Source organism: Novosphingobium sp. FW305-C-111 (genome assembly GCF_058783565.1).
The window spans coordinates 205,825-229,107 of the sequence record NZ_JBYSYP010000003.1 but is presented as its reverse complement, the minus strand read 5'-3'; the positions used below and the strand labels follow the sequence as shown (position 1 = coordinate 229,107).

28 protein-coding genes are annotated in these 23,283 nt (G+C 67.6%); 13 read left to right on the top strand and 15 right to left on the bottom strand.

The annotated features are described in order from the left end of the window. Positions 1–12 precede the first annotated feature (12 nt). Positions 13–510 carry a hypothetical protein gene (locus AC3WLD_RS05290; RefSeq protein ID WP_492555884.1) on the bottom strand — a complete coding sequence of 166 codons (498 nt, stop codon included), beginning with the start codon at positions 508–510 and terminating at the stop codon, positions 13–15. A 194-nt stretch (positions 511–704) separates the two neighbouring features. On the opposite strand from AC3WLD_RS05290, the gene AC3WLD_RS05285 reads away from it, so the two are divergent. Together AC3WLD_RS05285 and AC3WLD_RS05280 are read left to right on the top strand one after the other, a co-directional pair. Continuing rightward, positions 705–1,208 (top strand): GNAT family N-acetyltransferase, encoded by a 504-nt coding sequence (locus AC3WLD_RS05285; RefSeq protein ID WP_492555883.1) that lies wholly within the window; start codon positions 705–707, stop codon positions 1,206–1,208. Positions 1,209–1,255: 47 nt separating this feature from the next. Next, the gene (locus tag AC3WLD_RS05280) at positions 1,256–1,879 is read left to right on the top strand and encodes a murein L,D-transpeptidase catalytic domain-containing protein (RefSeq protein ID WP_492555882.1); all 624 of its coding nucleotides are present in this window, start codon (positions 1,256–1,258) and stop codon (positions 1,877–1,879) included. A gap of 142 nt (positions 1,880–2,021) precedes the next feature. On the opposite strand, the gene AC3WLD_RS05275 is transcribed toward AC3WLD_RS05280, so the two are convergent. Beyond that, positions 2,022–3,350 carry a L,D-transpeptidase family protein gene (locus tag AC3WLD_RS05275; RefSeq protein WP_492555881.1) on the bottom strand — a complete coding sequence of 443 codons (1,329 nt, stop codon included), beginning with the start codon at positions 3,348–3,350 and terminating at the stop codon, positions 2,022–2,024. A 168-nt stretch (positions 3,351–3,518) separates the two neighbouring features. On the opposite strand from AC3WLD_RS05275, the gene AC3WLD_RS05270 reads away from it, so the two are divergent. Further along, complete coding sequence (locus AC3WLD_RS05270; RefSeq protein WP_492555880.1) at positions 3,519–4,406, top strand: DMT family transporter; 888 nt, start codon at positions 3,519–3,521, stop codon at positions 4,404–4,406. 62 nt (positions 4,407–4,468) lie between these two features. After that, positions 4,469–5,173 carry a hypothetical protein gene (locus tag AC3WLD_RS05265; RefSeq protein ID WP_492555879.1) on the top strand — a complete coding sequence of 235 codons (705 nt, stop codon included), beginning with the start codon at positions 4,469–4,471 and terminating at the stop codon, positions 5,171–5,173. Between the two features lie 4 nt (positions 5,174–5,177). Here AC3WLD_RS05265 and AC3WLD_RS05260 read toward each other — a convergent pair whose 3' ends face one another. Then, the gene (locus AC3WLD_RS05260) at positions 5,178–5,315 is read right to left on the bottom strand and encodes a hypothetical protein (protein ID WP_492555878.1); all 138 of its coding nucleotides are present in this window, start codon (positions 5,313–5,315) and stop codon (positions 5,178–5,180) included. 286 nt (positions 5,316–5,601) lie between these two features. Between AC3WLD_RS05260 and acnA the strand changes: the two genes are divergently transcribed. Then, positions 5,602–8,274, top strand: a complete 2,673-nt coding sequence (gene acnA, locus AC3WLD_RS05255) for an aconitate hydratase AcnA (RefSeq protein WP_492555877.1) — start codon at positions 5,602–5,604, stop codon at positions 8,272–8,274. Positions 8,275–8,288: 14 nt separating this feature from the next. After that, entirely contained in the window at positions 8,289–8,558 is a 270-nt protein-coding gene (locus AC3WLD_RS05250) for a ribosomal protein L7/L12 (RefSeq protein ID WP_492555876.1), read from the top strand. Between the two features lie 485 nt (positions 8,559–9,043). Here AC3WLD_RS05250 and AC3WLD_RS05245 read toward each other — a convergent pair whose 3' ends face one another. Beyond that, on the bottom strand, positions 9,044–9,118 hold the full coding sequence (locus AC3WLD_RS05245; RefSeq protein ID WP_492555972.1) for a hypothetical protein: 75 nt from the start codon (positions 9,116–9,118) through the stop codon (positions 9,044–9,046). A 1,183-nt stretch (positions 9,119–10,301) separates the two neighbouring features. On the opposite strand from AC3WLD_RS05245, the gene AC3WLD_RS05240 reads away from it, so the two are divergent. Together AC3WLD_RS05240 and AC3WLD_RS05235 are read left to right on the top strand one after the other, a co-directional pair. Next, on the top strand, positions 10,302–10,736 hold the full coding sequence (locus AC3WLD_RS05240) for a hypothetical protein (protein ID WP_492555875.1): 435 nt from the start codon (positions 10,302–10,304) through the stop codon (positions 10,734–10,736). Beyond that, positions 10,729–10,938, top strand: a complete 210-nt coding sequence (locus AC3WLD_RS05235) for a helix-turn-helix transcriptional regulator (RefSeq protein WP_492555874.1) — start codon at positions 10,729–10,731, stop codon at positions 10,936–10,938. The genes AC3WLD_RS05240 and AC3WLD_RS05235 overlap by 8 nt, the downstream gene beginning before the upstream one ends. Here AC3WLD_RS05235 and ruvB read toward each other — a convergent pair. After that, entirely contained in the window at positions 10,912–11,940 is a 1,029-nt protein-coding gene (ruvB, locus tag AC3WLD_RS05230; protein ID WP_492555873.1) for a Holliday junction branch migration DNA helicase RuvB, read from the bottom strand. The genes AC3WLD_RS05235 and ruvB overlap by 27 nt on opposite strands. After that, positions 11,937–12,401, bottom strand: a complete 465-nt coding sequence (locus tag AC3WLD_RS05225; RefSeq protein ID WP_492555872.1) for a hypothetical protein — start codon at positions 12,399–12,401, stop codon at positions 11,937–11,939. The genes ruvB and AC3WLD_RS05225 overlap by 4 nt, the downstream gene beginning before the upstream one ends. Before the next feature lie 158 nt (positions 12,402–12,559). Here AC3WLD_RS05225 and AC3WLD_RS05220 point away from each other — a divergent pair, with 158 nt between their 5' ends. After that, positions 12,560–12,895: a GIY-YIG nuclease family protein gene (locus AC3WLD_RS05220; RefSeq protein WP_492555871.1), complete on the top strand. Its 336-nt coding sequence runs from the start codon at positions 12,560–12,562 to the stop codon at positions 12,893–12,895. Positions 12,896–13,110: 215 nt separating this feature from the next. Here AC3WLD_RS05220 and ruvA read toward each other — a convergent pair whose 3' ends face one another. The 3 genes from ruvA to AC3WLD_RS05205 all read right to left on the bottom strand — a co-directional run bounded on the left by ruvA (position 13,111) and on the right by AC3WLD_RS05205 (position 15,251). Then, the gene (gene ruvA, locus AC3WLD_RS05215; protein ID WP_492555870.1) at positions 13,111–13,713 is read right to left on the bottom strand and encodes a Holliday junction branch migration protein RuvA; all 603 of its coding nucleotides are present in this window, start codon (positions 13,711–13,713) and stop codon (positions 13,111–13,113) included. Between the two features lie 179 nt (positions 13,714–13,892). Continuing rightward, on the bottom strand, positions 13,893–14,369 hold the full coding sequence (gene ruvC / locus AC3WLD_RS05210; RefSeq protein WP_492555869.1) for a crossover junction endodeoxyribonuclease RuvC: 477 nt from the start codon (positions 14,367–14,369) through the stop codon (positions 13,893–13,895). A gap of 120 nt (positions 14,370–14,489) precedes the next feature. Next, positions 14,490–15,251: a YebC/PmpR family DNA-binding transcriptional regulator gene (locus tag AC3WLD_RS05205; protein WP_492555868.1), complete on the bottom strand. Its 762-nt coding sequence runs from the start codon at positions 15,249–15,251 to the stop codon at positions 14,490–14,492. A 119-nt stretch (positions 15,252–15,370) separates the two neighbouring features. Between AC3WLD_RS05205 and AC3WLD_RS05200 the strand changes: the two genes are divergently transcribed. Beyond that, the gene (locus AC3WLD_RS05200; protein ID WP_492555867.1) at positions 15,371–16,624 is read left to right on the top strand and encodes an acetyl-CoA C-acetyltransferase; all 1,254 of its coding nucleotides are present in this window, start codon (positions 15,371–15,373) and stop codon (positions 16,622–16,624) included. A 14-nt stretch (positions 16,625–16,638) separates the two neighbouring features. Here the strand turns inward: AC3WLD_RS05200 and AC3WLD_RS05195 are convergent, their stop codons facing one another. Beyond that, on the bottom strand, positions 16,639–17,124 hold the full coding sequence (locus AC3WLD_RS05195) for an arsinothricin resistance N-acetyltransferase ArsN1 family B (protein WP_492555866.1): 486 nt from the start codon (positions 17,122–17,124) through the stop codon (positions 16,639–16,641). A gap of 60 nt (positions 17,125–17,184) precedes the next feature. Here AC3WLD_RS05195 and AC3WLD_RS05190 point away from each other — a divergent pair, with 60 nt between their 5' ends. Next, positions 17,185–17,961, top strand: coding sequence for a CPBP family glutamic-type intramembrane protease (locus AC3WLD_RS05190; RefSeq protein ID WP_492555865.1), 777 nt, complete (start codon positions 17,185–17,187; stop codon positions 17,959–17,961). Here AC3WLD_RS05190 and AC3WLD_RS05185 read toward each other — a convergent pair. The 4 genes from AC3WLD_RS05185 to AC3WLD_RS05170 form a co-directional block, all read right to left on the bottom strand. Continuing rightward, positions 17,958–18,818 (bottom strand): SDR family oxidoreductase, encoded by an 861-nt coding sequence (locus AC3WLD_RS05185; RefSeq protein ID WP_492555864.1) that lies wholly within the window; start codon positions 18,816–18,818, stop codon positions 17,958–17,960. The genes AC3WLD_RS05190 and AC3WLD_RS05185 overlap by 4 nt on opposite strands. Positions 18,819–18,878: 60 nt before the next feature. Beyond that, the gene (locus tag AC3WLD_RS05180) at positions 18,879–19,577 is read right to left on the bottom strand and encodes a hypothetical protein (protein WP_492555863.1); all 699 of its coding nucleotides are present in this window, start codon (positions 19,575–19,577) and stop codon (positions 18,879–18,881) included. 82 nt (positions 19,578–19,659) lie between these two features. Further along, positions 19,660–19,896, bottom strand: coding sequence for a DUF2312 domain-containing protein (locus AC3WLD_RS05175; protein WP_492555862.1), 237 nt, complete (start codon positions 19,894–19,896; stop codon positions 19,660–19,662). Positions 19,897–20,071: 175 nt separating this feature from the next. Beyond that, positions 20,072–20,380, bottom strand: coding sequence for a DUF1244 domain-containing protein (locus tag AC3WLD_RS05170; protein WP_492555861.1), 309 nt, complete (start codon positions 20,378–20,380; stop codon positions 20,072–20,074). 62 nt (positions 20,381–20,442) lie between these two features. Here AC3WLD_RS05170 and pyk point away from each other — a divergent pair, with 62 nt between their 5' ends. Further along, positions 20,443–21,906 (top strand): pyruvate kinase, encoded by a 1,464-nt coding sequence (gene pyk, locus AC3WLD_RS05165; protein WP_492555860.1) that lies wholly within the window; start codon positions 20,443–20,445, stop codon positions 21,904–21,906. Between the two features lie 113 nt (positions 21,907–22,019). Here the strand turns inward: pyk and AC3WLD_RS05160 are convergent, their stop codons facing one another. Further along, complete coding sequence (locus AC3WLD_RS05160; RefSeq protein ID WP_492555859.1) at positions 22,020–22,694, bottom strand: YggS family pyridoxal phosphate-dependent enzyme; 675 nt, start codon at positions 22,692–22,694, stop codon at positions 22,020–22,022. Here AC3WLD_RS05160 and AC3WLD_RS05155 point away from each other — a divergent pair. Continuing rightward, positions 22,693–23,217, top strand: coding sequence for a thiamine phosphate synthase (locus AC3WLD_RS05155; protein WP_492555858.1), 525 nt, complete (start codon positions 22,693–22,695; stop codon positions 23,215–23,217). The genes AC3WLD_RS05160 and AC3WLD_RS05155 overlap by 2 nt on opposite strands. Positions 23,218–23,283 lie beyond the last annotated feature (66 nt).

The window sequence follows — 23,283 nt, the reverse complement described above, 5'->3', positions numbered from 1 at the left end:
CGGAATATCAGCTCAAGGCTGCGTCCCCGGCATGTAGATGTCCACGTAATCCGTCAGGCCGTCGCACCATTCGAATTCGCGCAGACGCCAGTACGGGCGGTTCTGGGTCACGGCGAAGCGCCAGACCTTCCGTGCCTCGCACTTGCGTCCGGCGTCGGGGGTGTCGGTGATGCGGATCGTGCCGTCGAACAGGAAATAGTCCGCGCCGATCTCGGTCACCTTGCCGTCGAGGTAGAGCCGCCCCGGTCCGTTCGCTGCGGCCTGCGCGCCGGTGAGGAACCACTCGCCGTCCGTCACCAGGACGTTGGCGGTACCGCGGGTGCTCCAGTCGATCCACTGCAGGGTCACGCCGGCGTTGGCCTTGAGCTTCTCGGCCATCGCCGGCGCGAGGATACGGGTATCCGCATGGGCGAGGGGCGGCATCTCCGGCGGGGGCGAGCTCGCGGCCGGGCGGTCCATGGTGCAGGCACCGAGCGCTGCGAGGGCGATAGCAAGGGCGAACGGTTTCATGACTATGAAACCTGCCACGGGCTGGAGAAGTTCCGCAAGCCGGGCGCGCACCATGTCTCGGCAATCGTCATTGCGAGGCCGAAGGTCGCGGCAATCCGGAGTCACTACGCTTCGCTCCCGGATTGCTTCGTCGCTTTGCTCCTCGCAATGACGATGGGTTTTGCTTTTCGGGGTGAGGCGATAGGAGGCCTCGCATGACCATCTCGATCCGCCCCGCCGCCCGCGCAGACCTTCCCCTCGTCGCCGAACTCATTCGCGCGCTCGCCGAGTATGAGAAGCTCGCCCACGAAGTCCGCTTCGACGAGGCCGTGCTGGGCGAAAAGCTGTTCGGCCCCCGCCCCTATGCCGAGGTGGTGATCGGCGAAGTCGACGGCGCGGCGCAGGGGTTCGCGTTGTTCTTTCACAACTTCTCGACATTCGAGGGCAAGCCGGGGATCTACCTCGAAGACCTCTTCGTGAAGCCGGCCGCGCGCGGCTCGGGCCTCGGCAAGGCGCTGCTCGCGCATCTCGCCCATCTGGCGGTGGAGCGCGACTGCGCGCGGCTCGAATGGTCGGTGCTCGACTGGAACGAGCCGGCGATCGGGTTCTACAGGAAGCTCGGCGCGCGGCTGATGGACGAATGGACCGTGATGCGGCTCGATGGCGGCGATCTTGAACGACTCGGCGCAACGGGTGCAGTTTTGGCCGAAACGCGCTAGAATAGCTGTTCATGGCGCGGTTACCCGTGGCATGATAGGGACGGGTCATGACGAAGACGGTTGATCGCAGGCTGATGCTGAAGGGGGCCGCCGCTGCCGGCGCAGCCCTTTGCGCGCCCGCGAAAGTCTTCGCCCAAGCCTACTCGCCCAGTGAGCAGCACCGCAAGATCCTCGACGTCGCCAGGGATCAGATGGAGCGGATGCGCCCGCTGCTGTGGCGGACCGACGTGGTCGGGGTGGCCGATTTCGGCCTGCCTTCGTCGTTGCCGCGACTGCACTTCGCCAACCTGGAAAAGGGCGAGGTGCGCTCGTTCCTCGTCGCCCATGGCCGCGGGTCGGACCCGGAACACGACGGGTTCCTGAAGTGGTTTTCCAACGCGGTGGGTTCGGAAGCGACCTCGCGCGGGGCCTACATCACCTATGAGTGGTACAACGGCAAGTACGGCACCTCGATCCGCCTCGGCGGCGTCGATCCGGACAACTCCAACGCGCTCGAACGCGCGATCGTGATGCACCCTGCTTGGTACGCCGCGCCCGACATGCTGGAGAAGTGGGGCAAGCTCGGCCGCAGCGAGGGCTGCTTCGCAATGGCGCCCGACGATTTCAACGAGGCGCTGTGGCACCTTTCGGGCGGGCGACTGCTTTTCGCCGACCGGCTGGGCATCAGCTGACTTGCGCCCCCGCGCAGGCGGGGGCCTCCCTCAAGCAAGCGGACCTCATGCGGCACGAGGTCCCCGCCCGCCCCTATGGGCAGTTTATCCTGAGCGGCCGGCCTGCCGGCCAGCCGAAGGGCGAGGACGCACGGCGGTCGAATTAGACGCCCGGCTTGTCGATCGCCACCACCGGCTCGTTCGTGGTCCGCAGCTGCGAGTGCAGTTCGCGCGGCTTGGCGAAGCTGGCCAGCACCGCGCCATCGCGGCCATAGATGTCGGCGAAGCTGCGGAGCGTGCCGTTCACGTCGCGGGCCATGGTGAAATAGGTGATGTAGACCGGGAACGGCCGCGCCATCGGCACCTTGGTGTACTGGCCCGAGGTCGCCCAGGTGACGACCTGCTCCTGCGTCGCGTCCGACCCGATCATCGCCATCGCCATGCCCAGTTCAACCGCCCGTTCGGTGCGGATGCAGCCGTGGCTGTAGGCGCGGTTGACGGTGTTGAAGAGGCCCTTGGCCGGGGTGTCGTGCAGGTAGATCGCGTGCGGGTTGGGCATGTCGATCTTCAGCGCGCCCAGCGAATTGCCCGGACCCGGCTGCTGGACGACGACGATCATGCCGTCGGACAGCTTCGACACCTTGTAGCCTTCGCGCGCCGCGGCCGCGGGGTTCTTTATCAGCCGCGCGCCCAGTCCTTCGCCGACCACGATCGACTGCGGTACGGTCCAGGTCGGGTTGAACACAACGTTCTCGACCATCTCGGCGAGCTGCGGGGTCGCGGTCTTGCCCGGCTTGCCGACAATGGTCTTGTAGGTGTTGATGATCTGGTTGTTGACCGTCAGCCGCAGCTGGTACTCGGGCACGTTGGTGATCAGGTACTGGATGCCGAGATCCTGCGCGAGCCAGCGCCAACGGTCCATGTTGACCCGGATCAGCGCGGCCTGCTTGGGATCCTTGGCCTTGGCCAGCGCGGTCTTGAGCGCGGCATAGTCCGGATGCGTGGGATTGAGCGCAAGCAGCGTGCCCCGGATGTCGTGGCTCGCCAGCGCCTTGCCGAGAATCGTCGCGGTGGGGTTGCGGTCCATGTCGGGATCGACCGCGAACCACTGGACGCGCGAGGTCATCGGAGTGCGGCCGTCACGCAGGTCCTCGGCCAGCCAGGCGAACAGCTTTGTCGCCAGCGCGTCGAGCTCGGGACTCGGCCCGGCGGCGATCGCGGCAGCGAGTGCGTCGGGCTGGTAGTCCTTGGCGAACAGGCCTTCGCTGCCGATGCCCTTGATGGTGCCGAGCAGCGACTGCGCGTCGGACAGCGACCAGTTCGGGAGGGCCTCGGTCGGCGCCGGGGCGGGCTGAACGGCAGGCTGGGCTGCCGGAGTCGTGCTCGACGCCGGGACCGGGGCGACCTGCGCCTGCGCCGCCGTCAGGGCCGGGGCGATGGCAGCGAGCGCCGTCGCACAGGCAAGGGAAAGGCGGATCGTAGGTACGCGCATTGTCATAGGTCCCGCTGTTGGCCCGGCCGCCGCACATGCGCCGCCGGGAATCTGCCATGGCCGCCCAAGGTTTTGCCCCAAGCGGCCTGCCTGATCAAGCAATCCGCCTGAAGCTCGCCTGAATCATCCCCCTGTTTCGCGATGACCCGAGCCGCTAGAGGCGATCCGATGACCGCGCGCCACCACGCCCTGCTGCCCGTGCTGGCAACGCTCAGCGGCCTTGCCATCTTTTCGCTGATGGACGGGTTCATGAAGACCGTCGCGCTGGCGATCGGCGCTTATGCCGGTGTGTTCTGGCGCAACCTCGTCGGCGCGGGGATGATGGCGCCGCTGTGGCTGTGGCGCGGCCAGGGCTGGCCGGGCCGCGCGGCGCTGCGCCTGCACCTGCTGCGCGGCACGGTTGCCGCGTGCATGGCCGTGCTGTTCTTCCACGGCCTCGTCCTCACCCCGCTGGCAGAGGCGATGGCGCTGTCGTTCATCGCCCCGCTGATCGCGCTGTACCTCGCCGCGGTCATGCTGGGCGAGACGGTGGGACGGCGCGCCGTTGCCGGTTCGGTGCTGGGGCTGGCGGGCGTCGTGGTGATCGGCCTCGGCAAGTTCGGCGGCGGGGGCAACAGTACCGCCAGCCTTGAAGGGCTCGCCGCGATCCTGGCCTCGGCGGTGCTCTATGCGTGGAACCTCGTCCTCCAGCGCCAACAGGCGCAACTGGCCGGACCCGAGGAAATCGCCTTCTTCCAGGCGGCGACGATTGCGCTGGTGCTGGGCCTGGGCGCACCCTGGTTCGCCCCGGTCCCGGGGCACGGCGTGTGGCTGTGGCTGGTGGGCGCCGCGTTGCTGGCAGCGGCCTCTCTGATGCTGCTGAGCTGGGCCTATGCCCGGGCCGAGGCGCAGGTGCTGGTGCCGCTCGAGTACACCGCGTTCATCTGGGCGGCGCTGACCGGATACGCGTTCTTCCGCGAGCCGGTCACGGCGGCAACACTGGGGGGCGTGGTGCTGATCGTCGCCGGGTGCCTGTGGGCCTCGCCGCGGCAGGACAAGGCCGAAACTCCGGCCTAGATCGCGGCTTGCAACCGGGCTGGCGGCGTTTAGGCTGGCCCCAAACCGGGGGGTAATCAAGAATGCGCGGACAGCTGTGGAACGCCTTCATATTTTCGCTAGGCGCGGCGTCCGTCGCGCAGGCACAGGAGGCGGAGGCGCCCACCGCTCCGCAGCCGCCGTCAGCCCCATCGGTCACTATAACCCCGCCGATACCTGCCGTTATTCAGGCACCGGCACCGCCGCCTCCGCGGGTTTCTGAACCTCTCCGCCTCACCGGCAGCCGCCTTTACGTCTATGATTTCCTCGACTGGCACAAAGGCAATTTCACCGACAAGGTCATCGATGAATTTGAAGGCCAGCTTGCCACCTGGCTCGGCGCGAAGGCTGAAGCCGTCACCATTTCACGCTCGGCCGACCTGCCGCTTATCAAAAAGCTGCGAGAAGAATCCGCCGACGACTGGACGACCTCGATGTCTGGCTCTCAGTTGCGGCAAACCGTGCCGGTGATCGAGGCGATCCAATCGAACAAGGCGGCGGAAGAGGCGGTCTCGGCCAACTACCGCCTGGTCATATTCCCTTCGAGCTTCAGCTCGCAAGGGGCCTGGCGATACTACGTGCTGCGCTGGGTCGTGTACCGGGTGAGCGATAATCGGTCCTGGCAGTACCTCTACGACGGGAGCCACATGGTCTTGATGAAAGAAGGAGAACGCGCCGAATCCCGCTCGCGCAAGTTTATCGAGGCGGCCGACACCGCGATGAAGCAGGCCAATCTGTTCGCCGACTGACCGCTCAGGCGAACAGCGCCTGCAACTGGGCGTAGAGCGCACCAGCCATCGCCGCGCAGGCGAGACCGCCGGCCACCAGCGACAGTCGGACCGAGCCGTCTTCCGGCTCCTGGTCGGGCATTGGCAGACGGTCGGTGATCATGGTCGGCGCTCCCCTTGGCGGACAGGTGGGTGCGGTCGGTATTGCCGCGCCGTGGTCCGTGGCTCATCAATCGCCGAGAGATCGATCCGTTCCGGCGGACAACAATCCGCCCCGACTCGCCGGGTCGGGCCTTGACCTCGGGCGCGTTAGCGCGCATCGCCCGTCCCGTTCTCGGGCCGCCATGTAACCGCTGGAATCGCTGCCGCCGCGCATTCGTCACGCTGCGCCGGCAATGCTTTTGGCGGCCATGGGCGGCTCTCATCTCGGCAGGAGGGAAAGCTTACCCATGACCCAGGTCGGACAGGATACGCTCGGCGCACGCAGCACGATGAACGTGGGCGGCAAGGACTATGCCTACTACTCGCTCAAGAAGGCTTCGGAGAAGTTCGGCGACGTTTCGCGCCTGCCCTTCTCGATGAAGGTCCTGCTGGAGAACCTCCTGCGCTTCGAGGATGGCGGCTTCACCGTCTCGACCGACGACATCAAGGCGATCGTCGACTGGCAGAAGAACCCTTCGGAAAGCTCGAGCGAAATCCAGTACCGCCCGGCCCGCGTCCTCCTGCAGGACTTCACCGGCGTGCCCTGCGTGGTCGACCTCGCCGCGATGCGCGACGCGATCGCGGCGCTCGGCGGCGACACCAGCAAGATCAACCCGCTGGTCCCCGTGAACCTCGTCATCGACCACTCGGTGATGGTCGACGAGTTCGGCCATCCCAAGGCCTTCGAAGAGAACATGGAGATCGAGTACCAGCGCAACATGGAGCGCTATGACTTCCTCAAGTGGGGCTCCAAGTCGCTCAACAACTTCTATGCCGTGCCCCCGGGCACCGGCATTTGCCACCAGGTCAACCTCGAGAACATCGCCCAGGCCGTGTGGACCTCGACCGACCAGAACGGCGTGACCGTCGCCTATCCCGACACCTGCGTCGGCACTGACAGCCACACCACCATGATCAACGGCCTCGGCGTGCTCGGCTGGGGCGTCGGCGGGATCGAGGCGGAAGCCGCGATGCTCGGCCAGCCGGTCTCGATGCTGATCCCCGAAGTCGTCGGCTTCAAGCTGACCGGCGAGCTCAAGGAAGGCGTGACCGCGACCGACCTCGTGCTGACCTGCACCAACATGCTGCGCAAGCACGGCGTGGTCGGCCGCTTCGTCGAATACTACGGCCCCGGCCTCGCCGCGCTGACGCTGGCCGACCGTGCGACGCTCGCCAACATGGCACCCGAATACGGCGCGACCTGCGGCTTCTTCGGCATCGACGACAAGACGCTCGACTACATGCGCCTGACCGGCCGCGAGGAAGCGCAGATCGCGCTGGTCGAAGCCTATGCCAAGGAGCAGGGCTTCTGGATCGACCCGTCGGTCGAGCCGGTGTTCTCCTCTTCGCTGGAGCTGGACCTCGGCACCGTCGTCCCCTCGCTCGCCGGGCCGAAGCGCCCGCAGGACCGCGTCTCGCTCCCCGAAGTGGACGACGTGTTCAACGCCGACATGGCGAACACCTACAAGAAGGCGCAGCAGCGCGTTCCGGTCGAAGGCAAGGACTTCGACATCGGCGACGGCGACGTCACCATCGCCGCGATCACCAGCTGCACCAACACCTCCAACCCGGGTGTCCTGGTCGCCGCAGGCCTCGTCGCCAAGAAGGCCAACGAACTGGGCCTGAAGCCCAAGCCGTGGGTCAAGACCTCGCTGGCGCCCGGATCGCAGGTGGTCACCGACTATCTCAACCGCGCGGGCCTGCAGGAGCACCTCGACGCCATCGGCTTTAACCTCGTCGGCTATGGCTGCACCACCTGCATCGGCAACTCCGGCCCGCTGGCCGAGCCGATCAGCAAGGCGATCAACGACAACGGCCTCGTCGCCGCGGCGGTGATCTCGGGCAACCGCAACTTCGAGGGCCGCGTCTCGCCCGACGTGCGCGCCAATTTCCTCGCCTCGCCGCCGCTGGTCGTCGCCTATGCGCTCAAGGGCACGGTGATCGAGGACTTCACGACCACCCCGATCGGCAAGTCCAGCGCCGGCAACGACGTCTATCTCAAGGACATCTGGCCGTCGAACAAGGAAGTCTCCGACACCATGGCCGGCTGCATGGACCGCGCCATGTTCCAGGCGCGCTACGCCGACGTCTACAAGGGCGACAAGCACTGGCAGGCGATCGACGTCACCGGCTCTGAAACCTACAAGTGGCGCGCGGGATCGACCTATGTTGCCAACCCGCCGTACTTCGAGGGCATGAGCATGACCCCGGCCCCGGTCAGCGACATCATCGAGGCCAAGCCGCTGCTGATCCTCGGCGATTCGATCACCACCGACCACATCAGCCCGGCCGGCTCGATCAAGGCCGACAGCCCGGCGGGCCAGTGGCTGATGGAGCACCAGGTCGCCAAGGCGGACTTCAACTCCTACGGCGCGCGCCGCGGCCACCACGACGTGATGATGCGCGGCACGTTCGCCAACATCCGCATCCGCAACGAGATGGTCCCCGGCATCGAGGGTGGCATGAGCCGCTACGGCGACGAGGTCGGCGCGGTCTACGACGTGGCGATGAAGCACAAGGCCGACGGCACCCCGATGGTCGTCATCGCCGGCAAGGAATACGGCACCGGCTCCAGCCGTGACTGGGCGGCCAAGGGCACCAACCTGCTCGGCGTGCGCGCGGTGATCGTCGAGAGCTTCGAGCGCATTCACCGCTCGAACCTCGTCGGCATGGGCGTGCTGCCGCTGCAGTTCAAGGACGGCCAGAGCCGGACCTCGCTCGCGCTGACCGGCGACGACACCTACACCATCAAGGGTGTCGCCAGCCTCCAGCCGCGCCAGGACGTCGAGGTCGAAGTGACCCGTCCCGACGGCACCAAGCTGACCTTCACCGCGCTGTGCCGGATCGATACCGCCAACGAGGTGGAGTATTTCAACAACGGCGGCATCCTCCACTACGTGCTGCGCAAGCTGGCGTCGTAAGGGCGTTCGCTGGGATGGCGTTCGAGCCGTTCTCGTTCGTGACCGGATTGGCGGCGGGGCTTGTCCTCGCCGCCATTTTCGTATGGGCACGTCGGCCGCGGGTCTCGCTCGAGCGTCCGCCAGAGTTCGCGCCGAGGCCGCTCGACCCCGCTCTGGAGCGCGAAGCCAGGGCGCTGGTCTCCCGGGGGCAGAAGATCGAGGCGATCAAGCTGGTCCGCGAGGCGACCGGCTGCGACCTGAAAGGCGCCAAGGACCGGGTGGAAGCGATCGCCCGCGAGGGTTGATCGGCGCGCGCCGCGCTGTAAGGAAGCACGCGCGCAATCAGGCGCGACTGAACGAGAGGAGGCACCCATGCACGACATCAACCGCCTCGCCGATCTCTCCTCCTTTTGAGATCACTTCCAAGCGCCGCAAAGGCTTCCCGTCCGAGACTCGCGTCAAGCGTGGCCGCCGCACTGTCCGCGGCGGTGTGATCGAACTGACCGAAAAGCTCGGGCGCATGGACCCGTGTCCGTGCGGGTCCAGCCGCCGGTTTCAAGAAGTGCTGCCTGCGCTCCGGCCGGTTTCGACGGGGTGGAGGGCCACGACTATTGGCGTGACTGATTCACAGGTCCGCGATGGGACCAGGAGACGGCGGGGGGGGGGGGGACTGGAGCTCCGTCGCCATGCTCGCACAAGGCCCGCGACCGGCACGCCGATTGACCCCAACGAAAAGGGCGGCCCTTCCCCCCGGAAGGCCGCCCTCTCGTGTCGGTCTGGTTAAGCCGGATCAGGCCGCGGCGGGCTTGCCCCACTTGCGCCGGCCGGCCAGCGCCGCGGCCGCCGCGCCGAACAACAGGACCATCGACGGCTCGGGCACTTCGGTGCCGTTGGAGCTCGACGAGGTCGATGTGGTTGTGCCGCCGTTGCCCGAGCTGGTCGACGACGAGGTCGACGAAGACGTCGAGGAACTGGTCGAGGACGAGGTCGAGCTGCTGGTCGACGACGACGTGGACGAGGACGTCGACGACGAGGTCGAGCTGCTGCTGGTGACGTTGCCCGAGCTGGTCGAGACGTTGCCGCTCGATGTCGAGACATTGCCCGACGAGGTGGAAACGTTGCCGCTCGAGGTGGAGACGTTGCCCGACGAGGTCGAGACGTTGCCGCTCGAGGTGCTGATGTTGCCCGACGACGTCGACGTGCTCGAGCTGACATTGCCCGAGCTGCCGCCCGAACTGGTCGAGCTGGAGCTGCCGCCCGAGGAGGTCGAGGTCGATCCGCCCGACGAGGACGACGAAGTCGAGCCGGTGGTGGTCGAGCTGATCACCACGTTGCCGCCGCCGCCACTGCTGCCGCCAAAGAATCCGCCGAAGAATCCGCCGCCGAAGCCGCCGACTCCGCCGCCGCCGATCACCACCGGCACGCCGCCGCCGCCGCCCGACTGCATCGGCGGCGCAGGCGGCATGTAAGGCACCGGGACCATCGCCATCTGCTGGGCCGGGGCCTCGCAGCTCTTTGTGGTGACGGTGCGGACGATCTTGCGCTTGCGCGTCACGGGGCGCGGCGCGACGCGCTTGGCCTTGTGGACCCGCGGCTTGGCCTGCTTCACCTTGACCGGCTTGACGTGGTGGATCTCGCTGGTCGAGGGCGCCTCGGACACGTGCACCGCGCCGCCGCCGAGCATTGCCCCGCCGACCGCTGTCGCCGCCAGTTTCGCCATGGCCATCCGTACCGACATACCCAAGCTCTCTTCGTCTGTGCGGTGTGGCTGGCACAAATCCCTTAAAGGAATTGCTGCCGCCTCCCCTGTGATGACCATCCAACGCAGCATCGGGCGCTCGGGACAACGGCGTTAACCGGGTTTTAGCTGTCCCGATGGGGGATTCCGGGGGAAGCTTGCCGAAGCGGACCGGAGGTGTCCCGTTCTGGAACTGTTTTGGGGCCACCCCTGACCGTGAGTTAGCTCCAACGGGCAACCTCGACTGTCGCTTGACAGCGAAGTAACCCCTAGGTTACATGTAACCCAGAGGTTACAGAGAGTATTCACCATGACCGAAAACCTGTCCGACGCCGCCGACCGCCTGAGCCGCAGCCGCGTGCGGATCCTGACCGCCGTGATGGTGATCTTCGCCGTTCAGCAGGCGACTGTTTCGGTCGTACCGCCCACCCGCACGGTGGAAATGGTCGGCCTGCTCGCGTGGCTGTTCATGGCCGCGATGCTGTTGATGATCCTGCGCACCGGCGGCATGCTGCTGCGCGATCCGGCGCTGCGCGCGCTGGCCAACGACGAGGTGACGCAGGCCAACCGGGCCGAAGCGATCGATTGGGGCTTTTCTGCCGCGATCTCCACCGCCATTGCCCTTTCGGTGGTCGCCGCGTTTACCGCCACCCCGGTGCTGATCGCGCTGCGCATCGTCATCCTGCTCGGCCTGTTCACGGCCATCTCGCGCTTCGTCACGCTGGAGAGCCAGGCGCTTGGCTGAACTCACCAACACCCTGCGCGAGGCGCGCGAGGCCAGGGGCTGGACCCAGGCCCAGCTCGCCGATGCGATCGGGGTCAGCCGCAAGACCGTCAACACCGTCGAGAACGGCGTGTTCGTGCCGAGCACGGTCGTCGCGCTCAAGCTGGCGCGGGCGCTGGAGCGGCCGGTGGAGGTGCTATTCGCCCTGGTCGAACAACCCTGACTGCGATCCCGTCGGCGGAGTCAGGCCGAGGTGCTGCCAGCCCCGGTCGTTGAGGCATCGCCCCCGCGCCGTGCGGGCGATTAGGCCGAGCTGGATCAGGTACGGCTCGACCACGTCCTCGATCGTGTCGCGCGGTTCGGAGAGTCCCGCCGCGAGTGTTTCCACGCCCACCGGGCCGCCCTTGTAGATGTCCGCGATCATGTGGAGATAGCGCCGGTCCTGCGCGTCGAGGCCGAGGCTGTCGACCTCCAGCCGGGTCAGTGCCCCGTCCGCCACGGCGCGGGTGACGGCCGCGTCGCCCTCGACATGGGCGAAGTCGCGCACCCGGCGCAGCAGCCGCCCGGCGACGCGCGGCGTGCCCCGGGCGCGGCGGGCGATCTCGCGCGCGCCTTCGGGCTCCATCCCGATGCCGAGCAGCCCCGCGCCGCGGGTGACCACGCGTTCCAGCTCGGCCACGGTGTAGAACTGCAGCCGCACCGGGATGCCGAAGCGGTCGCGCAAGGGCGTGGTCAGCAACCCCTGCCGGGTCGTCGCGCCGACCAGCGTGAACGGCGGCAGGTCGATCCGCACCGACCGTGCCGAGGGCCCTTCGCCGATGATCAGGTCGAGCGCGCGGTCCTCCATCGCCGGGTAGAGCACCTCCTCGACCTGCGGATTGAGGCGGTGGATCTCGTCGATGAACAGCACGTCGTGCGGTTCGAGATTGGTGAGCAGCGCGGCGAGGTCGCCCGCCTTGGCGATCACCGGGCCGGAGGTGGCGCGAAAGCCCACGCCGAGCTCGCGCGCGACGATCTGCGCCAGCGTGGTCTTGCCGAGCCCCGGGGGCCCGTAGAACAGCACATGGTCCATCGCCTCCCCACGCGACTTCGCGCTCTCGATGAACACGCGAAGGTTGTCCTTCGCCGCCGCCTGCCCGACGAATTCGCCGAGGGTTTTCGGGCGCAGCGCGGCATCGGCGTCGTCCGCCGTGCGCTGGGGGGTGAGGAGGGGGTTATCGGTCATTGGGCCGAATCCCAGCGCACTGGCAGCCATTTGTAGTCACCCTCTGGCCGGGGGATTTGACCCGGAAGTTCGAGGATCATGACAGAGCCGCCAACAACTGGAATACCTTCCACCCAAGCAATCAAATGCCCATCCACGTACTCGTATTTGTCGGACGGGTAGAAGCAAGTGAATTGAAATCGAGAGCGGATCTCGATGGTCCGCGAGGTCAACCGTCCGTCCTTCAGCACCCGTCCTCGCAAGCCGAAATTTTCGCGCTCGAAAGGATAATGCGATTTGGCCCGCTCACTCGGTAGCGCGACTTCCTCCACCGCGATCTGAAAGACGAGCTGCTTGGCGTCGGGCGCAACCGGTGCTCGGGAACGCAGGACAGCATGCTCGCGGGTTGGGTACGAGCAAGCCACTGCTGGCGCGGCAGTTGCGGCGATAAGCATGGCAGCCAGAACCGAAGTGCGGATCATTGCGCGGGGCCCCGGAATTTGAACTGCCGGGATGCTGAAACAAGTTCAGCATGACGGGGTCTGAGTTGGAGAGGTTTGAAAGCAAACTCAACCATTCCCGAACCATCTTCGTCACCCTGAACTTGTTTCAGGGTCCCCTCGCCGCCACCCTCGGCCCCATGCGGGAAGAGCGCCAGCCTTGCGTTTACATCCTCGCGAGCGAGCCGCGCGGCACGCTTTACATCGGCGTCACGTCCAACCTTCCCGTGCGGCTGTGGCAGCACAGCGAGGGCAGGACCGGAGGGTTCACCGCGAAGTACGAAGTCCACCGCCTTGTCTACTTCGAGCGTTTCGGTGAGATGACCTTTGCCATCGCGCGGGAAAAGCAGCTCAAGCGCTGGCACAGGTCGTGGAAGCTCAACCTGATCAAGGCGCTGAATCCGCACTGGGTCGATCTTGCGGTGGGGCTGGGACTCGGCTCCGTCGGGCGGAGGGACGACGCTCCGGGACCCTGAAACGAGTTCAGGGTGACGGTGCCTGTGAGGTCTTACGTCTCGCGCAAAAACCTCGTCATGCTGAACTTGTTTCAGCATTCCGGCGCTGCCTGCTTCGAAACGTGGGACGGGAAACCGCGTCGCGGCGTGCGATTGCGACGGGCAGAGGGTGCCGAGAGGAGACCCTGAAACAAGTTCAGGGTGACGGTGCTTTCGGGGGAGTGCTTGCGCGCCAATCACCCCGCCGCCCTCTTCAGCGCCACCCTCACCAGCTCGTTCAGCCCTGCCCCGGCCCCCAGCTCGTCCAGTGCCGCCGCCACCGCGCTGGTTGCCACGGCGGGCTTGAAGCCGAGGTTCTGCAGGGCCGAAACCGCGTCCGCGCTGGCCGAGCCGGCGGGGGCCGCGGCCACCGCGCCCGCGCCGGGCGAGGTCGCCAACCCGCCGGCCTTGTCGCGCAGTTCGTTGACGATGCGGCTGGCGAGCTTCGGCCCGACGCCCTGCGCCCGCGACACCATCGCCGCGTCGCCGCCGGCGCAGGCGCGTTGCAGTTCCTCGGTCGAAAGCGCCGAGAGGATCGCCAGCGCGACCTTGCTGCCGACGCCCTGGACCTGTGTGAGCAGGCGGAACCAGTCTCGCTCGCTGCCGGAGGCGAAGCCGATCAGGCGCATGTCGTTTTCGGAGACCTGAAGCTCGGTAAACAACACCGCCTTGTCCCCGCGCACGCCGAGGCTGGCGAGCGTCTTGGCCGAGCAGTGGACGAGATAGCCCACGCCGGAAACGTCGATGACGGCCCAGTCGGGTCCGAAATCGTCGAGCAGGCCGGCGAGCTTTGCGATCATGGTTTGTTCCTATGCACCGGCTGGCGGGGCGTAGCAAGGGCAGGGGCTCACTTGCCCACCCCTAACCCCTGTTCGCTACGCGAACGCCTTCGGCTCCCCGCTTGCGGGAGGGGAACCAGACGTTGCGCCTTCACTCCCCTCCCGCAAGCGGGAGGGGTCGGGGGTGGGCCCAGCGCAACCTATCGATGCGCCCCGAGCAGATGCGCATGCGCGATCGCGACCGCCAGCGCGTCGGCCGCGTCCGCCCCGGCGAGCTTCACCCCCGGCAGCAGCACCTTGAGCATGGCCTGGACCTGCGCCTTCTCCGCCCCGCCGGTGCCTACGACGGCTTTCTTGACCAGCCGCGTCGCGTATTCGCTGACCGGCAACCCGCCCCGCGCCGCCGCGAGCAGGCACACGCCGCGGGCCTGGCCGAGCTTGAGCGTGGACTGGGCGTTCTTGTTGACGAACACCTCCTCCACCGCCGCGCAATCCGGGCGGTGGGCGAGAATTACGTCGGTCAGCTCGCGGTCGAGGACGACCAGCCGTTCGGGGAGGCTGGCCGCGGGGTCGGTCTTCACCTGGCCGTTGGCGATGTGGCTGATCCGGTTGCCGGACTTCGCAACGATGCCCCAGCCGGTGCAACTGAGCGAGGGGTCGAGGCCCAATATCAACATACGCGCATCAGCATTTCTCCCCCTCCTGCTCGCGGGAGGGGGCCGGGGGGTGGGCAGGCTCGGCGCGAGTCAGCGACAGGCCCACCCCCAGCCCCTCCCGCAAGCGGGAGGGGAGCGAGATCAACCCAGCTTCTCCATCACCGCGTCGGAGATCTCGTAGTTCCCCCACACGGTCTGGACGTCGTCGTCGTCGTCGAGCACGTCGATCAGCTTGAGCAGGGTCCGCGCGGTGTCCTCGTCGACGTCGGTCTTGAGGCTGGGCCGCCAGGCGAGCTTGACCGCCTCGGCCTCGCCGAGCACGGCTTCGAGCGCCTTGGCGACTTCGTGAAGCGAATCGACGCTGGTCCAGATCTGGTGGCTGCCGGCGTCGTCGTCGGAGGGGGCTTCGCTCTCGACGTCGTCGGCACCGGCCTCGATCGCGGCTTCGAGGACCTTCTCCTCGTCGCCGACCTTGCCCGGATACTCGATCAGGCCGAGCCGCTCGAACCCGTGGCTGACCGCGCCGCTCGCGCCGAGGTTGCCGCCGTTCTTGGCGAAGGCGGTGCGCACGTTGGTGGCGGTGCGGTTGCGGTTGTCGGTCAGCGCCTCGACGATGAGCGCGACGCCGCCCGGGCCATAGCCTTCGTAGCGCACTTCCTCGTAGTTCTCCGCGTCGCCCTTGCTCGCCTTGTCGATCGCGCGCTGGATGTTGTCCTTGGGCATCGACTGCGCCTTGGCGGCGTTGACCGCGGCGCGCAGGCGCGGGTTCATGTCGGGATCGGGCATGCCCATCTTCGCCGCGACGGTGATTTCGCGCGAAAGCTTGGAGAACTGCGCCGAGCGCTTCTTATCCTGCGCCCCCTTGCGGTGCATGATGTTCTTGAATTTGGAATGGCCTGCCATGGTCGCCCTGCAACATTTGTCCGGATGGGGCTTGCGCGGCCCCGAAATGATGGGCAGCGCCCTGCACCGGGCAGCCTGTCGCGGTCAAGCCCGCCAGTGGATTCGAGAGGACGGACAAGATGGGTGACGCCTGGATCGTGGACGCGGTGCGCACGCCGCGCGGCATCGGCAAGCAGGGCAAGGGCGCGCTGGCCCACCTCCACCCGCAGCACCTCGGCGCAACCGTCCTCAATGCGCTGAAGGAGCGCAACGCCATCGACACCGCGAGGGTGGACGACATCGTCTGGTCGACCAGCCAGCAGCGCGGCAAGCAGGGCGGCGACCTCGGCCGGCTGTCCGCGCTCGCCGCCGGATGGGACGTGAAGGCGAGCGGCGTCACGCTCGACCGGTTCTGCGGCGGCGGCATCTCCAGCGTGGCGTTCGCCGCCGGGCAGATCATGGCCGGGTTCGAGGACGTGGTCGTCGCCGGCGGGACCGAGATGATGAGCCACCACGCCGAAGCGGACGCATGGGAGCAGGGCACGCCCTATGCCGCGCTTGGCCGGGCGCGCGGCAACTACAAGCTCTATGAAACGCACCCGATCTCGGCCGTGGGCGTCGCTGCCGATGCGATCGCGGCGATGGAGGGGATCACGCGGGCCGAGCTCGAGGCGCTGGGTGTAGACAGCCAGCGCAAGGCCGCGATGGCGATCGCCGAGGGCCGCTTCGCGAAGAGCGTGGTTCCGGTCCACAACGACGACGGCACGGTCGCGCTCGACCATGACGAATACCCGCGCCCCGAAACCACCGCGGAGACACTCGCCGGGCTCAAGCCCGCGTTCGTGGCGATGGAGAACGTCGCCGCCGCGCCCGACGGCACGACCATGCGCCAGATGATCGAGCGCAAGTATCCCGACCTCCAGTGGGAACCGGTCCACCACGTCGGCACGTCCTCGGGCGTGGTCGACGGGTCCGCCGCGCTGCTGCTCGCCTCGGACGAGGGGCTGGCGGCGAACGGGTGGAAGGCCCGGGCGCGGATCGTCACCGCTGTCAACGCCGGCGACTGCCCGACGCTGATCCTCAACGCCCCGGTCCCGGCCGCGAAGAAGGCGCTGGAGCGCGCTGGCCTGACGGTCGAGGACATCGACGTGTGGGAGATCAACGAGGCGTTCGCGGTGGTCACCGAAAAGGCGATCCGCGACCTCGGCATCGACCGGGCCAGGGTCAACATCAACGGCGGCGCGATCGCGCTGGGCCATCCGATCGGGGCGACCGGCTCGTTCCTGATCGGGACCGCGCTCGACGAATTGGAGCGATCGGGCGGGCGCTATGCGCTGATCACGATGTGCGCGTTCGGCGGGATGGCCCCGGCGGTGATCATCGAGCGGGTCTAGAGCCGCGCGCGGCTCTAAAGCACCCGCTGCCACCAGCCGACGTCGCGCCAGCCGCCCATCTTCCACCCGACTTCGTGGTAGACGCCGACCGGGGTGAAGCCCATCGCCTCGTGCAGGCCGATGCTGGCGGGGTTCGGCAAGGCGATCCCGGCAAAGGCGGCGTGCAGGCCGCGCGCCTTCAGCGCCGGGAGCAGGGCTTCGTAGAGCCTGCGCCCCACCCCCTGCCCGGAAGCGTCGGCCGCGACATAGACCGCGACGTCGCATGAAGTGGCATAGGCCTCGCGGGTGCGGTGCGGCGAGCCATAGGCGTAGCCGATGACCGCGCCGTCCCGCTCCGCCACCAGCCAGGCGTGGCTCTGCGAATAGGCGGCGATGCGCCGCGCCATCTCGGCCTGATCGGGCGGATCGAGCTCAAAGCTGGTCCAGCCGCCCGTCACGTGGGGGCGGTAGATCGCGGCGCACGCGGCGGCGTCATCGGCGGTTGCGGCGCGGATCAGCATCTTGCTTCGTTCCGGCACGCGGTTACCAGTGCGGTAACCTGCCGGCGATAAGGACTGCGCATGACCGAAACCCTTTCCCAGCCGGCAAGCGGCGGAATCGTGCGCCAGGCGCTGGCGTTCATCAAGTCCCCGCACGCGATGCGCCCGGGTCCGCGTGGCCCGACGGCGGGCGAAGTGTTCGGCAGCGAACCGCCGGCGCCGCGCGAGACGCTTTCGCAGCAGCTCGCTCCGCTCCTCAAGCTGTGGCTGCTCAACCTCGGCGTCCTGTTCGCGCTCCTGCCGCTGCTGATGCTGTGGACGCGGGGCATGGGCATCCAACCGCCCAAGATGACGCAGGACATGCCGCAGGGCATCCTCCTCCTGCTCGCGGTCGCGATCCTCCCGCCGCTCGAGGAGATCGTGTTCCGCGGCTGGCTGACCGGCAAGCGCTGGCAGCTCGTACTGCTGGCAGGCCTGGTGCTCGCGCTGGGCGGCCTGCTCATTTCCCAGGCGACCGCGATCAGGGCGCTGGCGATCGCAGGGCTGGGTGCGGCCGTCGCGATGGTCGCCGCCGGGCTGTGGCTGACAAAGGACCGCAACGGAACGCCGGACTGGTTCGTGCGGCAGTTCCGCTGGTGGTTCTGGGCGTCGTGCGTGGTCTTCGCCGCCGCGCATTACAGCAACTACCCGGCCCTGACCCTCGCGCACCTGCCGGTGGTGCTGCCGCAGCTCTGGTCGGGCCTCGTCTTCGGCTTCGTCCGCCTGCGCTTCGGCATCCTGCGCTCGATGACGCTGCACGTCGCCTCGAATGCGTTCGTTCTCGGCGCGTTCTACCTCTTCGGCATTCCCGCCGCCTAGCCGTTGACGATGGTCCCGCCGTTCGGGTGGAGGACCTGCCCCGACATGTAGCTGGAATCGTCGCAGGCGAGGAACAGGAACGCGGGTGCGACCTCGTTGGGCTGGCCGGGGCGGCCCATCGGGGTGTCCTTGCCGAAGTGCGCCAGCTTCTCCGGGCTCGAGCCGCCCATCGGGTTGAGCGGCGTCCAGATCGGCCCCGGCGCGACGGCGTTGACCCGAATGCCCTCGCCGACGAGGTTCTCGCTCAACGAGCGGGTGAATGCGGTGATCGCGCCCTTGGTGCTCGAATAGTCGAGCAGTTCCTTCTCCCCGGTGTACATCGTGATCGACGTGCAATTGACGATCGCCGCGCCCTTCCCGAGGTGCCCGCGCGCTGCCTGGACCATGTAGAACATCGAAAAGATGTTGGTCTGGAAGGTCCGCTGGAGCTGGTCCGCGGTAATGTCGCGGATGTCCTTGTCGGGATGCTGCTCCCCGGCGTTGTTGACCAGCACGTCGAGCCGGCCCCACTCGCCCACCGCCAGTTCGACCAGCGCCCTGGCCGTTCCCGGATCGCCGAGATCGCCGGCAAAGGTCACCGCCTGCGCGCCCTCCGCCTCGCACAGCTCGCGCGTGCGGTTGGCGTCGTCGTGCTCGCAGAGATAGGCGATCGCGACGCTCGCCCCTTCCCGCGCGAACAGCACGGCCACCGCCCGCCCGATCCCGCTGTCGGCCCCGGTGACGATCGCGACCTTGCCCCTGAGACGTCCGGAACCGGGATAGCGCGGCTGCCATTCCGGCTTGGGGCTCAATTGCGATTCGTGGCCGGGCAGGCCGTCCTCGTGAATCGGCGGCTTGACGTCGGCGGCATGGGACATGAGGTAACTCCTTGAATACAAGGAGCGAACCGGTGGCTGGTGGTTAGGTTCCGAGCGACATCAGGCAAAGGCGTCGGCTGGCTCATCGACGCGCTGCGAGAGGACGGCGGCGACGGCGAACGTCACCGGGATCAGGCTTCGCACTGTGCGTTCCACAGCAGCCAGAAGCGTCAGTTGTGTAATCGAAAGGCTCTCGCGAAAGTCACCATAGGCGCCGCCGTTCAGGTATTGCTGGGCGAACAGGAAGGCCACGAAGACCAGGACATAGGCCGCGAACCACGCGGCAAATCCCGGCGAAAGGTCAAGTCTGCCCGGAAACTGCAATCGTCCTGACAGCGCGTATGCGGAAATCGCAGAGAGGATCAGGAATGTCGCGCAGCCTTCGATCATCGCGAACGCGAGCCAATACCATTCGCTCGTCGCCAGGGAACTGTTGGGCCGAACGAGATAGCCCGCGCCGCTGCCGACTAGGGCAATCGCCGCCCAGCTCCCCAGCCCCCATCCTGCAAGCCCGCCGCGCGACAGAGGCCAAGCGCTGGCCCCATCGGATCGCGTCAACCACACGAGAGTCGCGACGCTGACGAGCCACAAGAGAAGTGATGTGGAGAGGATAACCGCGAACGATGCAAAGTAACGTTCGGGCGGAAACACGCTGTCGCCGATCATCTTCAGCTTGATGTCGACAACCATTGCCACGACCATGACCATGAACGCGATCCACGTCGCCGAGCGCGCGAACTGCCGCGCCCAGATCCGCATCGCATCGAAAATCAGTCGCAAAAGCATGGTCCACCCCCGGCCAGACGGTTAGCCAGCAGATGTATCCTGATCAAGCGAGGCCTCAGCCGATCCCCAGCGCCGCTTTGTAGGTATCGAGGATCATTTCCATTTCGCGCCGGTCGTCGGGCTTCATCTTCCGCAGGCGGACGATCTGGCGCATTATCTTGACATCGTAGCCGACCGCCTTGGCCTCGGCATAGACGTCCTTGATGTCGTCGCCGATGCCCTTCTTTTCTTCCTCGAGACGCTCGATGCGTTCGATCAGGAGGCGCAGGCGGTCGTCGGCGGCATCGGCCATCGGGATATCTCCGGTGAAAGCGTGAATCGGTTGCGCGGGCGTTAGCGGGGCGCGTGGATTCGGGCAAAACCGGGGCTGTGGATAGCGGGGGCAACGTCGTCCCGGGCTCGACCCGGGACCGCTGTGAGGCTTGGCGCAAGGCGGCCAGCGGTCCCGGATCAGGTCCGGGACGACGTCAGCCGGCGTTCTTCTTCAGGCTCTCGTCCATCCGGGCGAGCTGTTCGGGTGTCGCCTCGGCCTGGAAGCGCGACTTCCATTCGCCCGCGGGCATCCCGTGGATCGCCTCGCGCGCGGCCGCCTTGTCCAGCGGGGCGCCGGCCTCGACGATCCAGTCGGCGAGGCAATTGCGGCAGAAGCCCGCCAGCCCCATCAGCTCGATGTTCTGTGCGTCGTGGCGGTGGCGCAAGTGGCGCACCAGCTTGCGGAAGGCCGCGGCGGCCACCGCATCGTCGAGGCTGTCCAGCGCGTCGGAATTCGTATCCATTGCAATCGTCCTTGGGTTTGTCGGCCCGCTTTGCCATAGCGGCACCGCGAAAGGGAAGCTGCGTGTCCAGATCAGAAGCGAAAACCCACGATCCCCGCGGCCGCAAGGTCAAGATCCTTGCGACGGTCGGCCCGGCCAGCCGCGAGCCGGAGATGCTCGAGAAGCTTTACCGCGCCGGGGTCGACGCTTTCCGCGTCAACATGAGCCACGGCGACCACGCCACCCACGCCGAAACCATCGCTCGCATCCGCGCACTGGAAAAGGCGGTCGGTCGGCCGATCACGATCCTGTGCGACCTCCAGGGCCCCAAGCTGCGCGTCGGTACATTCAAGGACGGTCGCGCGGTCATCCGCCATTCCGGCCACTTCACGCTCGACCGCAATCCCGAGCCGGGCGACGAAACCCGAGTCTGCCTGCCCCACCCCGAACTGTTCGGGATACTCGAGAAGGGCCAGCGCCTGCTGATCGACGACGGCAAGCTGCGCCTACGTGTGATCCGGGCGGACAAGGACGAGATCTTCTGCTCGGCCGAGGTCGGCGGGGTTATCTCCGACCGCAAGGGGGTCAACGTGCCCGACGCGGTCGTCCCGGTCCCGGCGCTGACCGAGAAGGACCGCCGCGACCTCGCCTTCGCGATCCAGCACCATGCCGACGTCGTCGCGCTGTCGTTCGTCCAGCGCCCCGAAGATGTCGCCGAGGCACGGCGGCTGATGGGCGGGTACGGGATGCTCATCGCCAAGATCGAGAAGCCCGCGGCGATCAGCCGGCTCGACGGGATCCTCGAACTCGCCGACGGCGTGATGGTCGCGCGCGGTGACCTCGGCGTCGAGCTCAATCCCGAGGAAGTGCCGCCGCTTCAGAAGCGCATCGTCGAAAGCGCCCGCCGCCTCGGCAAGCCGGTGATCGTGGCGACGCAGATGCTCGAATCGATGATCGAAAGCCCCGCCCCGACCCGCGCCGAAGTCTCCGACGTCGCCAACGCGGTCTACGACGGGGCCGACGCGGTCATGCTCTCGGCCGAAACCGCCGCGGGCGCGTGGCCCGAAGAGGCGGTGACGATCATGCACCGCATCGCCGCGCAAGTGGAGAACGATCCCGGCTATGCCGCACGCGTCCACTTCACCGAGACCGTGCCCGACGCGACCACCGCCGACGCGCTGTCGCAGGCCTGCGCGAGCATCGCCGAAACGCTGCCGATCGCCGGCATCGTCGTATTTACCGGCTCGGGCTCGACCGCCCGCCGGGTGGCGCGCGAGCGGCCGCGCGTGCCGGTGCTCGTCCTCACCCCGTCGCAGAAGACCGCGCGGCGCATGGGCCTCCTATGGGGCGCGCACGCCGTGAACACCCGCGACATCGGCTCGTTCGAGGAAATGATCGCCAAGGGCAAGCGCATGGCCTTGCGCCACGGCTTCGGCCAGGCCGGCTCGAAGCTGGTCATGCTGGCAGGCGTGCCGTTCGGGACTCCGGGGGCGACGAACCTGCTGCACGTGGTGACGCTGAGCGGGGACGAGCTGAAGGGGCGGTAGTCCGCTTTCAGCAAGGGCGTCCCCGCGAAGGCGGGGACCTCCATCAAACTAGCGGACCGTTAGCTGAACGAGGTCCCCGCCTTCGCGGGGACGCATTTTTTGGGGGATTGGCGCTACCCCCGCGCCCCGAACAGCGCGCTGCCGACCCGCACATGCGTTGCGCCCAGCATCACGGCGGTCTCGAAGTCGTCGCTCATGCCCATGCTGCGCCCCGCCAGCCCGTGATCGGCCGCCAGCTTGTCGAGCAGGGCAAAGAACGGCGCGGGCTCGATTCCTGCCGGCGGCACACACATCAGGCCGACGACTGGCAGCTCCGCGACCCGAGCCTCGCCCAGCAGCGCAGGCAGATCGGAAATCGCGCAGCCGCCCTTCTGCTCTTCCGCGCCGATGTTGACCTGCACGAACAGTTCTGGCCGGCGGCCGGTGCGGTCCATCGCCTTCGCCAGCGCCGCCAATAGCGACGGCCGGTCGAGCGAGTGGATCGCATCGAACAGCCGCACCGCCTCTTCGGCCTTGTTCGACTGGAGCTGGCCGACGAGGTGCAGCGCGACGTCCGGGTATGCCTCGCGCAGCGCCGGCCACTTGGCCTCGCTTTCCTGCACGCGGTTTTCGCCGAACACGCGCTGACCGGCGCGGATCAGCGGTTCGATCGCCTCTGCGGGATGCGTCTTCGACACCGCGACAAGGGTGACGTCCTCGGCCTTGCGCCCGGCGATCTTCGCGGCCTGGGCGATGCGGTCTTGAACGGCGGCGAGGGCGGCGGCTGGATCGGGCGCTGGATCGGGCATGGCGCGGTGCTATAGCGGCGCGGCGATGAAGCGCCACCCTCTCCCGAAGCTCTGGCTCCTGTCCGATGCGCGCAATGACGCGAGGCTGGAGCAGGCGCTGCGCCGCCTGCCGCGCGGGAGCGGGTTCGTGTTCCGGCATTATCACCTGCCGTCCGCCGAGCGCCGCGCCCGCTACGAGACGCTGCGGCGGCTGTGCCGGGCGCGGGGGATCACGGTCGCGCTGGCCGGATCGCCGCGCGAGGCCGGCCGCTGGCGCGCCGCCGCCAGCTATGGCGCACGCGGCACGGTCGCGACCGCCCATTCCCTGCGCGAGCTGCGGCGGGCCGGCGGGGCGAGCGCGGTAATGCTCTCGCCGGTGTACCCAACCCGCACCCATCCCGGCGCGGCGACGCTTGGTGCGGTGCGGTTCCTGTTGCTGGCGAGGCGATCGCCCGTGCCGGTCATCGCGCTCGGCGGCATGACCGCAAAGCGCGCCCGCACGCTCGGCGGCGTTCCGTGGGCGGCCATCGACGGACTTTCTTAGCGGCGAAATCAACCACATGAGTCTTTGGAATCCTTCGGGGAATCACGGGGATTCTTGACGCCGAGT

Coding starts and splice junctions, on each gene's coding strand:
- AC3WLD_RS05225 (WP_492555872.1), bottom strand. CDS start 12,401: ATGATCCGCACTTCGGTTCTGGCTGCCATGCTTATCGCCGCAACTGCC.
- AC3WLD_RS05180 (WP_492555863.1), bottom strand. CDS start 19,577: ATGCGGATCTGGGCGCGGCAGTTCGCGCGCTCGGCGACGTGGATCGCG.
- AC3WLD_RS05240 (WP_492555875.1), top strand. CDS start 10,302: ATGACCGAAAACCTGTCCGACGCCGCCGACCGCCTGAGCCGCAGCCGC.
- AC3WLD_RS05250 (WP_492555876.1), top strand. CDS start 8,289: ATGGCGTTCGAGCCGTTCTCGTTCGTGACCGGATTGGCGGCGGGGCTT.
- AC3WLD_RS05200 (WP_492555867.1), top strand. CDS start 15,371: ATGGGTGACGCCTGGATCGTGGACGCGGTGCGCACGCCGCGCGGCATC.
- AC3WLD_RS05220 (WP_492555871.1), top strand. CDS start 12,560: ATGCGGGAAGAGCGCCAGCCTTGCGTTTACATCCTCGCGAGCGAGCCG.
- ruvB (WP_492555873.1), bottom strand. CDS start 11,940: ATGACCGATAACCCCCTCCTCACCCCCCAGCGCACGGCGGACGACGCC.
- AC3WLD_RS05155 (WP_492555858.1), top strand. CDS start 22,693: ATGGCGCGGTGCTATAGCGGCGCGGCGATGAAGCGCCACCCTCTCCCG.
- acnA (WP_492555877.1), top strand. CDS start 5,602: ATGACCCAGGTCGGACAGGATACGCTCGGCGCACGCAGCACGATGAAC.
- AC3WLD_RS05270 (WP_492555880.1), top strand. CDS start 3,519: ATGACCGCGCGCCACCACGCCCTGCTGCCCGTGCTGGCAACGCTCAGC.
- ruvA (WP_492555870.1), bottom strand. CDS start 13,713: ATGATCGCAAAGCTCGCCGGCCTGCTCGACGATTTCGGACCCGACTGG.
- AC3WLD_RS05265 (WP_492555879.1), top strand. CDS start 4,469: ATGCGCGGACAGCTGTGGAACGCCTTCATATTTTCGCTAGGCGCGGCG.
- ruvC (WP_492555869.1), bottom strand. CDS start 14,369: ATGTTGATATTGGGCCTCGACCCCTCGCTCAGTTGCACCGGCTGGGGC.
- AC3WLD_RS05260 (WP_492555878.1), bottom strand. CDS start 5,315: ATGATCACCGACCGTCTGCCAATGCCCGACCAGGAGCCGGAAGACGGC.
- AC3WLD_RS05285 (WP_492555883.1), top strand. CDS start 705: ATGACCATCTCGATCCGCCCCGCCGCCCGCGCAGACCTTCCCCTCGTC.
- AC3WLD_RS05170 (WP_492555861.1), bottom strand. CDS start 20,380: ATGGATACGAATTCCGACGCGCTGGACAGCCTCGACGATGCGGTGGCC.
- AC3WLD_RS05290 (WP_492555884.1), bottom strand. CDS start 510: ATGAAACCGTTCGCCCTTGCTATCGCCCTCGCAGCGCTCGGTGCCTGC.
- AC3WLD_RS05275 (WP_492555881.1), bottom strand. CDS start 3,350: ATGCGCGTACCTACGATCCGCCTTTCCCTTGCCTGTGCGACGGCGCTC.
- AC3WLD_RS05280 (WP_492555882.1), top strand. CDS start 1,256: ATGACGAAGACGGTTGATCGCAGGCTGATGCTGAAGGGGGCCGCCGCT.
- AC3WLD_RS05185 (WP_492555864.1), bottom strand. CDS start 18,818: ATGTCCCATGCCGCCGACGTCAAGCCGCCGATTCACGAGGACGGCCTG.
- AC3WLD_RS05175 (WP_492555862.1), bottom strand. CDS start 19,896: ATGGCCGATGCCGCCGACGACCGCCTGCGCCTCCTGATCGAACGCATC.
- AC3WLD_RS05195 (WP_492555866.1), bottom strand. CDS start 17,124: ATGCTGATCCGCGCCGCAACCGCCGATGACGCCGCCGCGTGCGCCGCG.
- AC3WLD_RS05160 (WP_492555859.1), bottom strand. CDS start 22,694: ATGCCCGATCCAGCGCCCGATCCAGCCGCCGCCCTCGCCGCCGTTCAA.
- AC3WLD_RS05205 (WP_492555868.1), bottom strand. CDS start 15,251: ATGGCAGGCCATTCCAAATTCAAGAACATCATGCACCGCAAGGGGGCG.
- AC3WLD_RS05190 (WP_492555865.1), top strand. CDS start 17,185: ATGACCGAAACCCTTTCCCAGCCGGCAAGCGGCGGAATCGTGCGCCAG.